The following is a 12,181-nucleotide window of genomic DNA, read 5'->3' as shown; positions in this document are numbered from 1 at the left end:
GTCAGCGTTTGCCGCCGGTGAACTCCTCGTACTCCGCGAGGACTTCGTCCGTCGGTCCGTCCCGGCGCAACTCGCCGTGCTCCAGCCACAGCACCCGGTCGCAGGTGTCCCGGATGGACTTGTTGTTGTGGCTGACCAGGAAGACCGTGCCCGCGTTCCGGCGCAGTTCGCGGATCCGGGTCTCGGAGCGCCGCTGGAAGGCGCGGTCACCGGTGGCCAGGGCCTCGTCGATCAGGAGGACGTCGTGGTCGCGGGCCGCGCCGATCGAGAAGCGCAGCCGCGCCCGCATGCCCGAGGAATAGGTGCGCATCGGGAGCGAGATGAAGTCGCCCTTGTCGTTGATTCCGGAGAAATCGACGATGTCGTCGTAGCGTTCGCGGGTCTGCGCGCGGGACAGGCCCATCGCGAGGGCGCCGAGCACCACGTTCCGTTCGCCCGTCAGGTCGTCCATCAGGGCTGCGTTGACACCCATCAGGGACGGCCTGCCCTGGGTGAGGATGCGGCCCCGTTCGGTGGGCAGGAGGCCCCCGACGGCGCGCAGCAGTGTCGACTTTCCGGAGCCGTTGGTGCCGATCAGGCCGATCGCCTCGCCGCGGTAGGCCGTGAACGAGACGTTTCTGACGGCGTGCACCTCTCGTCCGCCGGACGGCTTGCCGCGCCGCAGGATGCGGCTGAGTGCGGAGGTGGCGCTGCCGCGGCCGGCGGAGCCGCCGCTGACCCGGTAGACGATGTCCACGCCGTCGGCGATCACGGTGGGGGGCGGGGCCTCCGTCGCGGGCTCGGTGGACGGCGCGGGCGCGGGGCCCGGGACGCGGCCCGTCGCCCGCGCGGACAGGGATGCACTCAGGGTGTCAGCCACGACCGTAGGTCTCCTCAGCCTTCCAGAACCAGATGAATCCGCCGACCCCGACGACCACCGCCCAGCACGCCGCCGTGATCCACCAGGTTGTTGCCTGGCCGGGTGGCTGCGCCGTGTGGAAGCTGTCGATCAGGACGTACCGCATGAGATCGATGAAGACGGCCGCCGGGTTGAACTCCAGTGCCGTGCGCACGAATTCGGGGATGTCCCGGCCCTCGAGCTTCGACTGCAGGCTGAACATCACGCCCGAGCCGTACATCCAGGTGCGCAGCAGGAAGGGCATCAGTTGGGCGATGTCGGGGGTCTTGCTGCCGAGGCGGGCGACGGCGAGCGCGAGGCCGGCGTTGAACAGGAACTGGAGCGCGAGCACTCCGGGTGCCAGCAGCCAGGAGGTCGTGACCGGTACGCCGAAGCCGAGCAGGATCACGGCGAGCGCGGCCATCGAGAAGAGCAGTTGCTGGAGTTGCTGCAGGCAGAGCGCCAGGGGCAGCGCCGCCCGGGGGAAGTGCAACGCCCTGACCAGGCCCAGGTTTCCGGAGATGGCACGGGTGCCGGTGAGTGCGGAGCTCTGCGTGAAGGTGAACACGAACACGCCCGTCACCAGGAACGGCACGAAGTCCTCGACGCCCCTGCGGGTGTCGACCAGCACGCCGAACACCAAGTAGTAGACGGCCGCGTTGAGCAGCGGTGTGAGTACCTGCCAGAGCTGGCCGAGGCGGGCGCGGTTGTACTGCGCGGTGAGTTTGGCGGTGGCGAACGCGGTGATGAAGTGCCGCCGCTGCCACAGCTGTCGGACGTAACTCGGCAGTGAGGGGCGGGCGCCGCTGGCCGTGAGGCCGTGGCGTGCGGCGAGTTCGGTGGGGGAGAGGGCCGGCTCGGTGGCGGGTGGAGTGGAGGTGGCGCGGGTGGGCGCGGGCTCCTGAGGGGGCTTGTCGAGTGTGTGGCTCACCTTCCGGGCCTCCGGGTGTGAGGGGTCGCGGGATCCGCGGCGTTTGCGGCGCCTTGGCGTCGGGACGGTACCGTTTCGTCGTTGCGTGGAGCGTAGGGCTTGACGACGTCGGTACGCAACCGTTTCGTCGTGACGTGGTCGTGGTCACGTCGCCCTATGCTTGGTGCTCATGACACCCAAGAGCCGTGAAGGCGACCGCGAGGAGAACGCAGCCGGCGGTCCGGGCCGTCGGCGGGCACCGGCGGGTGCGGCCGTGCTCCGGGAGGACGTCACCGAGGCGATCCGTGGGGCGGTCTTCGCGGAACTCGCGGCGGTCGGCTATGCGCGGATGTCCATCGAGGGGGTCGCGCGGCGGGCGGGTGTCGGCAAGACCGCCGTCTACCGCCGGTGGCGTTCCAAACTGCAGCTGGTGCTCGACCTGGTGTCCGCGGTCGCCGTGCAGGGGCTGCCGGCCCCGGACACCGGCTCGCTCGAGGAGGATCTACGGCTGCTCTACGAGGTGACTTCGCGTGCGCTGCGGCATCCGGTGGCCGGGCAGATCATTCCGGATCTGCAGGCGGAGGCGGCCCGCAATCCGGAGATCGCCGAGGCGTTGCAGCAGGCGCTGCGGGAGGGGCAGTACTCGGTCGCGAGCGGCATCGTACGGGCAGCGTCCGCGCGCGGGGAGCTGTCCGAACTGGACGGGACGGACGAGGACTTGGCGCTGGACCTGATCTCCGGGCCGCTGTACTGGCGCTCCGTCGTGGTCCGTTCACCGCTGCCCGACGGCTACCTGGACCTGCTCGCCTCGGCCACGGCGGCGGCGCTTCGGGAGTTGTGAGGCCGGCCGCCGCCCGATTCGATGTCGGGCGACGGCGCGCTCCGGTCGGGCCGCGAGGCGTTACGGGGGTGGGTCCTGGTCGGGCCGTGGAGCGTTCACCGGTGGTGGTGCTGCCAACCGGCCCAGGCGGACGTGACCATGTCCCGTACGTCGTGCTTGGCCTTCCAGTCCAGCTCCCCGGAGATGCGGTCCGCCGCGGCCACCACGCGCGCGGGGTCGCCCGCGCGGCGGGACGTGACCTCGGGGGTGATGTCCCGGCCGGTCACCTCGGAGATGATGTCGACCATCTCGCGGACCGAAACTCCCTCTCCCCGGCCGATGTTGACCGTCAGGTCAGTGCCGGGCTCGGCGGCGAGTCGGCGGGCGGCGGCCACATGCGCATCCGCCAGGTCGGCCACGTGGATGTAGTCGCGGATGCAGGTGCCGTCGGGCGTGGGGTAGTCGTCGCCGAAGATGCGCGGCGCCTCGTCGGCGCTGAGCTTCTCGAAGACCATCGGAACGATGTTGTACACGCCGGTGTCGGCGAGCTCAGGGGCCGCGGCGCCCGCCACGTTGAAGTAGCGCAGGGAGGCAGTCGTCAGGCCGTGCGCCCGGCCCGTCGCGCGCACCAGCCACTCGCCGGCCAGTTTCGTCTCGCCGTACGGGTTCATCGGCAGGCACGGCGTCTCCTCGGTGACGAGGTCGACGTCCGGCATGCCGTAGACGGCGGCCGACGAGCTGAGGACGAAGGCGCCGACGCCCGAGTCCACCACTGCCTCGAGCAGGACACGAAGGCCCTCGATGTTGACCCGGTAGTAGTCCAGGGGGAGTTCGACGGATTCGCCGACCTGCTTCTTCGCCGCAAGGTGGATGACGCCCGTGATGCCGTGATCGGCCAGGGTGCGGCCGAGCAGGTCACGGTCGAGGATCGAGCCCTGGACCAGGGGGACGCCCTCGGGTACGCGGTCCGCGATGCCGGTCGACAGGTCGTCGTACACGACCGCCTGCTCGCCCGCCGCCGTCATGGCGCGGACGACGTGTGCCCCGATGTAGCCGGCGCCGCCGGTGATCAGCCAGGTCATGTCCACCCTGTCCTTTGCCTTGCTTGGTCGCTCTTGTGCGTCGGTCGTGTGCCGGTCTCTGCTTCGTGCTTCGTGTCCGGTCGGCGCGGGGTGCGGCCACGCCGTCGGTTCCTGCATTCTCCGTGCTGCCGTCCCGCCGTCCGCACCCGGTGTGCCGGTCCGGCCGGTCGTTGGCTGTTCTCGGTCGGTCAACGTGCGGCGCCGCGGGCCGGTTCCGCTGGGGCGGCCGTCGGGTGGTCGGGCGCGGGTGGCTTGCGCCGGGAGCGCTCCGCGTCGAGCAGGCGCCGCAGCCGCGCCCGCGCCGCGCTCCTCGCGGCGGATGCTCCGGGAGCCACGCGTACGGCGAGGCTCCCCGCCCGTGTGCTGTACGGCCGCAGGAGCAGCAGGCCGCGGCGCGCGCGCAGGACGAACCGCGGGTGCAGCCGTCCGGGGCCGGGTGCCGGGTGGGCCGTGGTGTCGCGGTAGCTGCCGTCGGCGAAGCGGACCCGGAGCCGCAGGTCCCACAGACCGGTGTCGAGCCCCGCCAGGTCGAGGTCGACGCGCGCGGACCAGGAAGGCGCGGCAGAGTCGGCGTCCGCCGGGCCGTCCGGCGTCCAGGGCGCCGTGTGGTGCAGTCCGGTACGCCGGTCGGCGCGGGCGAGCAGCTCGACGTCGACGCTGACGGGTACGGCCGCGCTCGCGCGTCCGTAGAGGTCGTGCAGGCGCAGCGTCAGGGTGGAGGCACGCGCGCGTGGCCGTACCTCGGCGTCCACGGCGAGCGGCAACAGTCGCATCGGCCGTACGAGGAGGTGGTCGAGAGGCACCTGCGGCAGGGCCTGCGACCAGATGGGCGCGCCCGCCGCGTCGACGGCGTAGGGCGGCAGGAGCCGGGCCGGGCGCGCCGCGATCTCCTTGATGCGGGGGAGGTCGACGGGGTCGGGCGCGGCGAGCACCACGCGCGCGATGACGCGGCCCGGCGCGGGGGCGCGCGCGAAATCGGCGGCGTCGAAGGTCGACAGGTACGCGCGCGTGGTGTGCCACCAGGCAGCGCGGTACTCGGCGCTCCGGTCGCCCAGTTCGCGCGCGTACATACACAGGCTGTGGTCGAGGAACTTGGCGCGGGCCGCGCTGGCGAGCCGCTGCTCGCCGGCGGCCGCGAGGATCTCGACGGCCTGTCGGTGGGCGTCGAGCCGTGCCGTCCAGTTCCCGATGCCGGCGCGGTCGAGGGAGAGCGAGAGGCGGGCGGCCTCACGGCGTACGTGCCAGACGTAGACCGGATTGGCGATGAGGGCGATGCGCGGGGCCGCGGCGAGCACACGCGCGGTGAAGACGAAGTCCTCGTAGAGGAACCGGCCCTCGGGGAAGCGGATCCGGTGCTGTCGCAGGAAGTCGGTCCGGTAGAGCTTGTTGACGCACAGGGTGTCCTGCACCAGGGAGGTGCGGTGTGCGGGGTGTTCGATGATCGCGGCGCTGTCGTACAGGCCGGGCTGCCAGACGGTCTCGTGCCCGGAGGGCAGCTCGCGGCGCAGGCAGCGGCCCGTGGTGACCTCGGTGCCGTGTTCGCGGGCGGCCGTCAGGAGTGCGTCCACGGCACCCGGCGGCAGGACGTCGTCGCTGTCGAGGAACATCAGGTGCGCCGAGGTCGCGGCGTCGATGCCGTCGTTGCGCGGAGTGCCGCAGCCGCCGCTGTTGGCCCGCCGCAGGACGGGACGGACCCGGGAGTCGTCGGCGGCGAGCGCGGCGAGCAGTCGGGGGCTGGCGTCGGTCGAGTGGTCGTCGACCGCGATGACCTCGCGTACGTGAGGTCCCTGGGCGAGCGCCGAGCGCACGGCGTCCACGACATGGGGTGCGTCGTTGTAGCCGATCACGACGATGCTCACGCCGTCGGCGGGGGCGACGGGTGCCGCGGCGGGAGCGATGGACCCGGCGTCGGACGGTGACCGGTGGTCTGGCGTGCTGTTCACGAGTGAATCTTAGCTTTTGACCTGTTTTCTCTGTTTGCCCCGGTTTCCCGGTTTCCGGGGAGCTTCGTGGTCGACGACCACAGGCCCTTCCAGGACAGCACCGCGGCCGTCACGAGCAGGCCGTTGCGGACCAGCATCACCAGGCAGCCGGTCCAGGTCCCGGTCATCACGTCCTCGTAGAGCGTGGGATACGCGAGCGTGCTGACGGCGGCCGCGGCGGCGAGGACGGCGGCGACGGGCCGCTGGGTCGTTGCGCGCGAGGTGAGACAGACCGCCGCGAGTCCGAGCAGCCAGATCAGGTACTGCGGCGAGATCACCCGGCTCGTCACGGTGAACAGCAGTACGGCGCAGAGTGCGGCGTCGTACGGCGTCGCCGTGGTCCACCGCCCGGACCGCACCGCCCTGATCCGCCGGCCGACGAGAGCCACGCACGCGAGGACGGTCAGCACCAGGCAGGTGGCGGCCACCGTCGGCACGTACGGCCCCACGAACTCGACGGAGCCGTACTGGTAGCGCATTTCGCCGGGCCAGCCCGCCTGCCGGGCGAGGGAGAGGACGGTGCCGCCGAGCGACTCGATCTGTACGCCGCGGTCGCCCTGCTGGCTCAGGAAGTCGAACGGATGCGTGAACAGGGCGGCGAGCAGGAGCAGCAGTCCGGCCGCGGTCGCGGCCGCCGCGGTCCATGCGGTGCGGGTGATGCGGCCCGGTGGGGTGCCGAGCAGGACGAGCGCCGGCCACACCTTGATCACGGCACCGGCAGCGGCACAGGCTCCGGCGATCGCACTCCACGCGCGCGTGGAGGACGTTTTCGCGGAGTCGGCTTTTACCGGGCTGGTGCGCCCGGCTGCGGTGGGCAGGGCGAGCAGCGCCGCCACCGCGAACGCGGTGACCTGGACGTCGTAACGGGCGAGCGGGATGTGCAGGAGCAGCGGGAGGCTGCAGGTCCACAGGAGCGCACCGCGCAGCGAACGCCCCGGCCGCCGTCCCGCCCGGACCAGAAGCAGCACCACGACCGCGTCGGCGATCAGCGTCATGGCGACGAACGCCTGGAAGTAGCTCGCCCCTGGCACCAGACCGGGCGCCAGGATCACCGGGCCGGCCGCCGGCGGGTACTGCCACAGCGGGTCGTCGAGGGGGAAGCCGCCGTCGGCCAGGACGCCGTACCAGCGGAAGTAGAGCTCGTAGACCTCGCGGGCGACGCCGCCCACCCCGAGCGGGTGGCTGCCGTCGCGGGCCAGCAGGACCAGCATCACCGCCCGTGTGATCACCCAGGCCGCGACGAGCGCGGGCAGCGGGCTCCGCCGGGGGCGTACGGACTCGGGATCGGCCGTGGAGGCGGGCGCGGGCGCCTTCACGCCGCTCAACGTTCGTTCCCCGCAGGGCCGTTCACCGGCGCCGGCGCCCGACGGCCGTCTCCTACGCGCATCAGCACCTCACCTGTACGTGGCCCCCAGGCCGCCACCGCCGCCTCCTGAGGGGCTTGTTGATCCGGCGAGAGCAGCACCCAGCGCACGTCGTAGCGGCGCACGATCCCGTCCCGCTGTGCGCGCGTGCTGCCGGGGTCCAGATAGCGCCGGACGGCGTCCAGCCGGCGTTGTCGCTGCGGCTCGGGCAGCGAGGCGTCCGGCCGCACGGGCGCGACGAGATTCGGCCCGAAGCCCGGCAGCGAACGCGAGGCCCGATAGCTGTCGGTCAGCACCACGTCGCCCGGCCCGATCCGCTCGGCGGCCCAGGCGTACGAGGGCCAGCGCGGCGGCTGGTCGAAGCCCACCGGATCGACGGCCCGCGGCACCACCGCACCGGCGTGCACCAGCAGGAGGCCCGCGAGTGCTCCCGAGGCCGCAGCGCCCGCGAGGACCCGGCGGCCCCGCGCCCATGGCCGCGGCCCGGCCAACTCCACGGCGAGGGCGAGCTGCAGCGGGATCACCGCAGCCCCCAGGACCCGGCCGTACGTGAAGTGCCCGGACAGGTAGCCGTAGCCGACGATCAGGCAGTCGAGGGCGAACATCAGGACCAGCGGATCGCGGCGGTCGCGCCGCCACCGCAGCCACAGCGCGGGCAACCCGATCAGGGACAGCCAGTAGCGTTCGGCAAATCCCGTGTACAACCGCTCGTGAACCGGGTCCGCGCTCCCGTCCCCGACGAGCGAGAACACCGAGAAGTACGGCCACAGGGCGGCGAGCAGGACGGCGGTCGCTCCGGCGAGTACCCAACGGGCCACCACGCGCGCGTGCCACCCGCGCTGCCGCCCGGCCACCAGGGCGGCGACGCCCGCCATGGCCCCGACCGAACCGATCGGATGCACCAGCAGGACCAGGGCGCCGAGCACGCCGAGCAGTACGTACGAGGCCGGCCGGCCGCCGGACGCGGCGAGCCGTGCCGTCAACGCCCAGACCCAGAAGGCCAGTCCGACGGCGAAGGTGCTCGGGAACGGCAGATGCCCCGTGAGCGGCATCAGTCCGAGGAACCCGCTCCACCACGCCGTCCTGGTGCCCCACAGCAGTACCAGGAAAGCGAGCGCGAGCACCGGCGCCCAGGGCCGGGGCGTGAGGGCCTTCACGAAGCGGCCGAGCCCCGTCAGCAGCACCAGGAGGTTGACCGGTCCGGTCAGCTTGACCACCTGCCACCCGTCGAGCCCGGTCAGCCGGGCGACGACGGCCTGCAGCACCGCGTACGGCGAGTAGTACGGGCTGCCGGCGCCCGGTACGTCGGCCGTCGGTTGGGCGGGCGACCACAGATCGGCGACGAGCCGGTTCACCACGGCCGCGTGCTGCCCGAAGTCGCAGCAGACCGGCACCCGCCAGGCCGCGGCCCCGGCCACCAGCCAGAACAGCGTGCCGTACACCAGGTACGGGCTCGGCCGCAGCGACCTGAGCCCGCCGTACACGGCTGTGGACCCGTGCACGACGCGCCGCGCGGCCGCCGTCCTGACCCCGGCCACGCGCGCGTCCGTCATCGCAGCAGCCTGTCCGCGACGCGCGCCGCCGCGCGTCCGTCGTCGAGGTCGCAGTACGCCTGCCGGAACGCGGCGTACGCGCGCGCGTGCCGCTCGGCCACCGCGTCCAGGTCCCGCAGCGCCGTGACGACGTCCTCGGTGCTGCGGAGCAGCGGCCCCGGGACCGTGGCCTCGAAGTCGAGACAGAAGCCGCGCACGGTGTCCCGGTACTGCTCGAGGTCGTAGGTGTGGAAGAGCATCGGGCGGCCGGTCAGCGCGAAGTCGAACGCCAGCGAGGTGTAGTCGGTGACCAGGACGTCGGCGACCAGGAGGAGTTCGGCCACCTGCGGATACGCGCTGACGTCCACGACGAACGGCGGGCGGGCACCCGGCAGCGGTCCCGCGGCCAGCGGATGACGCCGTACCAGGAGCACATGGTCGTCGCCGAGTGCCGATTCCGCGGCGGCGAGGTCGAGTGCCTGCTCGTGCCGGTAGCGGTCGGGTGCGTAGCCGAGATGGTCGCGGTACGTCGGGGCGTACAGCACCACGCGTCTGCCGGGCGGCAGCCCCAGGCGGGCCCGTACCCGGTCGGCGATCTTGCCGCGGTCGTCCGCGAACAGCAGGTCGTTGGCCGGGGATCCGGCCTGCAGCAGCTCACCGCGGTAGGCGAGTGCGCGGCTCAATCGTGCGGTGGCGCGCCGGCCCGGGGCGACCAGGACGCTCCACTGGGCGGTGGCCCGGGCCAGGACGTCGAGCTGGGAGTGGTCCGCGTAGGGGCTGCCGGTGAGATCCGTGCCGATGCGCTTGAACGGGTTGCCGTGCCAGGTCTGTACGACGGTCTGGCCGCTTCGGCGCTCGAAGAAGTCCGGCAGATGCCCTGCGGTGACGATCCTGCGGCAGCGCGCGAGCGCCTCGTACCAGGCGCTGCTGTGCAGTTCCACACCGTCGGCGCCTGCCGGCACCGAGCTGCGTCCGTCGTGTGTCACCCACAGGTGCTCGACCGGGGCACCGCGTCGGAGGAGTTCTTCCTGCACTGCGCGCGGGGAGTCCCCGCCGACGTACAGGACCGTCTCCTTCAGGGGCAGTTCGCGCTGTGCCGCGTAGTGCACGGTCCGCAGCTGCGCCTGGCGGTACGCACCGCGCTCCTCGCGCGCGAGGCGGGGCGCCGCGTCGATCAGGAGCCGGTCCCCGAAGCGGCGGTCGGCGCTGTAGTCGCGGCCCTGGCACGCGCGCGTGAGCGGCAGCCGGCCCGCCAGCGACGCGAGCGTGCGCACAGGCACCCCGTCGCCGTCCGCACCGAGTTCCCGGAGGAAGGCGTACCAGCGGCCCTGGCGTAGCGGCAGGCCGCCGTCCGCGATGGCCGGCTCCACGCGCGCGGTGAAGCGGCCACCCGCGCGGTGGACGTCCACGGCGACCTCTTCGTGCCGTGAGTCGTGCCGCAGTACGAGCTCCGCATCGCCCCAACTGGCGTCCGCCACCGTGCCCTCGACCACCAGCGAACCGCCGTCGGTCCAGCGCAGCGAGTCGGCCACCGGCTGCCGGGTCAGTTCGACGACGAGTTGCCCCGAATCGTCGGCGGTCGCACAGAGCTCGCGTCCGGCACCTGCCGGATACCGCCCGGGCGGCAGAGCGACGACCGCCGCGAGTGCGGCCGAGGAGCCGTCGGGAAGCATCAGCTCCGCCTGCCAGCGGTCACTGTGCGGCGGCTCGACCTCCTTGGGCTCGTGGCGCTCGGCGGGCGGCACAGCGGCGATGGCGGCGACCGGAAGCCGGATCGCGAAGTCGTCGCCGGCGCCCTCGACGGGGCAGTCGAAACGGGCGTCCGCATGCGTGTGCGTGAGCCGCAGGACGGTCGGCCGAGGGCCGTGCAGGCGCCCGTGCAGCACCACCTCGTCACCCTCCGCACGATGCGACTCCACGCGCGCGTGGTACGCGACGACCTCGAGCACCAACCGTCCCCGGCTGTACGTCAGGACGAGCCGGAACCCGTCCTCGAGCTCCCGCACCAGGGCCTGCGCGGCCGGTCCCTCGGGGGCCCGCACGGCCGCCCTGCGCACCGTGCCGTGTCCGGCGACGAGGACACCGAGCAGCCAACTGCCGGGCTCCCTGCGACCGCGCACCTTGAGGCTGTCCGGGTCGACGATCATCGAGAAGCCGGAGTGGTCGTAGACGTGCAGCTCCTGGCCCGAGTCCTCGGTCGCCGCGGGCGACGGCACGCTCCTGGTCGGTACGCGGCGCACAACTCCCTTGTGGCGCGCGGACTTCAGGATGCCGGTGCGCACCTCACGGCCCGGTGACGCGCTCGGGAGGTTGCGCACGTACGCGTACCCGTCGATGCGGAGCGTCCCGTCGTCCTGCCATTCGGCACGCTCAAGGCGGGCTACGACCGGCAGTTCACCGCGCCGCAGCCGTGCCGTGCGGGCCGGGACGCGCAACCGGCCTCCCGAGGCGTCGGGATGGACCGCGGCGCGACGCACCGCGCCCCGCACGCCGAACGCGGCGCCGCCCCGCTGCTCGAAGGAGAGCACCGCGATCAGATCGGCGAGCCGCCGCTCACGCACCAGATGCCACTTCACCCGCAGGTCGACCGGCAGTGCGTCGATGACACCCGGGTCGGCGCGCGCGAGGAACGCGGCCGCGCCCACCAGGAAGGCGGCCCGGTACTCGGGACCGCCCATCGGCAGCCCGTCGAGGAGGGGCCCGAAGTCGTCGCGCAGGCAGGAGGTGTCGTAACTCCGGCGGTGCTCGGGGAACCGCTCCGCCAGGAAGCGGCTCACCTCGTCGCAGGCCGCGATCCGGTCCCGTACGCCGCGCACGTCGGTGCGCTGCCCGGTGAGCGAGCCTTCGCGCCGGTAGTAGACGTGGTCGTGCAGCACGTCCACGGAGGAGGCGAGAAAGTGCGCGGGGACGATCACCGGGGTGTCCTCGTAGAGCCCACCTTCGGGGAAGGAGAGGCCGTGGCGCTGCCAGAAGGCGCGGCGGAAGACCTTGTTCCAGGCGACCCGGTCGGAGAGCAGTTCGGGGTCGCGGGTGATGTGGGTGCGTTCCCGGGTCTTCGTCAGCCACGTGTACTGCCCGGTCTGGTGGCGGCCGCGGTCGTCGAGCCGCCAGACGTTGCCGGTGGCGAAGTCGGAGCCGGTGCTCTCCAGGCTGGTGATCATCCGGTGGTACGCGCCGTGCGGCACGACGTCGTCGCTGTCGGCGAAGGCCAGGAACTCGACGCCGGGGGAGATCTGCTGGACCCCGGTGTTGCGGGCCGCTCCGAGTCCGGCGTGCTCCTGGCGTACGTACCGCAGGCGTGGATCGCGGTCGGCGAATGCTTGGGCGATGCGGGTGCTGCCGTCGGTGGAGCCGTCGTCGACGAGTACGACTTCGAGGGCGCCGTCCCACGGGACGGTCTGGGCTGCGATCGATCGCAGGCACTCCTCCAGGCAGTGCTCGACGTTGTGGATGGGCACGACGACGCTGAGACGTGGCTGCACGGACACGGGCCTCTCCTCCGGAGCGGGCGCACGGGACACCGCCGACCATGGCGGAGTATTTGTACGGTTTGCCCGTTCCGGTCAATTCCTTCGCCCTGCGTCGCCCGAAAGGATGACTATCGGTCTTCGACA

General features: G+C 72.5%; 8 protein-coding genes. 1 reads left to right on the top strand and 7 read right to left on the bottom strand.

Translation table 11 applies throughout. The annotated features are described in order from the left end of the window. Position 1: 1 nt before the first annotated feature. Positions 2-751 (bottom strand): ABC transporter ATP-binding protein, encoded by a 750-nt coding sequence (locus DSC45_RS07660; RefSeq protein ID WP_240434530.1) that lies wholly within the window; start codon positions 749-751, stop codon positions 2-4. Between the two features lie 100 nt (positions 752-851). Next, positions 852-1,808 (bottom strand): ABC transporter permease, encoded by a 957-nt coding sequence (locus DSC45_RS07655; protein ID WP_119288338.1) that lies wholly within the window; start codon positions 1,806-1,808, stop codon positions 852-854. A 169-nt stretch (positions 1,809-1,977) separates the two neighbouring features. Between DSC45_RS07655 and DSC45_RS07650 the strand changes: the two genes are divergently transcribed. After that, positions 1,978-2,628, top strand: a complete 651-nt coding sequence (locus DSC45_RS07650) for a TetR/AcrR family transcriptional regulator (protein ID WP_119288336.1) — start codon at positions 1,978-1,980, stop codon at positions 2,626-2,628. 95 nt (positions 2,629-2,723) lie between these two features. Here DSC45_RS07650 and galE read toward each other — a convergent pair whose 3' ends face one another. From galE to DSC45_RS07625, 5 genes are all read right to left on the bottom strand, one after another. After that, positions 2,724-3,689 (bottom strand): UDP-glucose 4-epimerase GalE, encoded by a 966-nt coding sequence (gene galE / locus DSC45_RS07645; protein ID WP_119288334.1) that lies wholly within the window; start codon positions 3,687-3,689, stop codon positions 2,724-2,726. Positions 3,690-3,877: 188 nt separating this feature from the next. Then, positions 3,878-5,548 carry a glycosyltransferase family A protein gene (locus tag DSC45_RS07640; protein WP_119288477.1) on the bottom strand — a complete coding sequence of 557 codons (1,671 nt, stop codon included), beginning with the start codon at positions 5,546-5,548 and terminating at the stop codon, positions 3,878-3,880. A gap of 80 nt (positions 5,549-5,628) precedes the next feature. Next, positions 5,629-6,882: a glycosyltransferase 87 family protein gene (locus tag DSC45_RS07635; RefSeq protein WP_119288475.1), complete on the bottom strand. Its 1,254-nt coding sequence runs from the start codon at positions 6,880-6,882 to the stop codon at positions 5,629-5,631. 110 nt (positions 6,883-6,992) lie between these two features. After that, positions 6,993-8,588, bottom strand: coding sequence for a hypothetical protein (locus DSC45_RS07630; RefSeq protein WP_119288333.1), 1,596 nt, complete (start codon positions 8,586-8,588; stop codon positions 6,993-6,995). Beyond that, a complete protein-coding gene (locus DSC45_RS07625) occupies positions 8,585-12,055 on the bottom strand; it encodes a bifunctional glycosyltransferase/CDP-glycerol:glycerophosphate glycerophosphotransferase (protein WP_346426650.1) in 3,471 nt (1,156 codons plus the stop codon). Before DSC45_RS07625 ends, DSC45_RS07630 begins: the two co-directional genes overlap by 4 nt. Positions 12,056-12,181 lie beyond the last annotated feature (126 nt).

Origin of the sequence: Streptomyces sp. YIM 130001 (assembly GCF_003574445.1) — a bacterium.
Lineage (GTDB): Bacteria > Actinomycetota > Actinomycetes > Streptomycetales > Streptomycetaceae > Streptomyces.
This window is presented reverse-complemented; position numbering and strand designations above follow the sequence as displayed.

Excerpts from the sequence above, each read along its gene's own strand:
- DSC45_RS07650 (WP_119288336.1), top strand. The coding sequence starts at position 1,978 with ATGACACCCAAGAGCCGTGAAGGCGACCGCGAGGAGAACGCAGCCGGC.
- galE (WP_119288334.1), bottom strand. The coding sequence starts at position 3,689 with ATGACCTGGCTGATCACCGGCGGCGCCGGCTACATCGGGGCACACGTC.
- DSC45_RS07635 (WP_119288475.1), bottom strand. The coding sequence starts at position 6,882 with ATGCTGGTCCTGCTGGCCCGCGACGGCAGCCACCCGCTCGGGGTGGGC.
- DSC45_RS07630 (WP_119288333.1), bottom strand. The coding sequence starts at position 8,588 with ATGACGGACGCGCGCGTGGCCGGGGTCAGGACGGCGGCCGCGCGGCGC.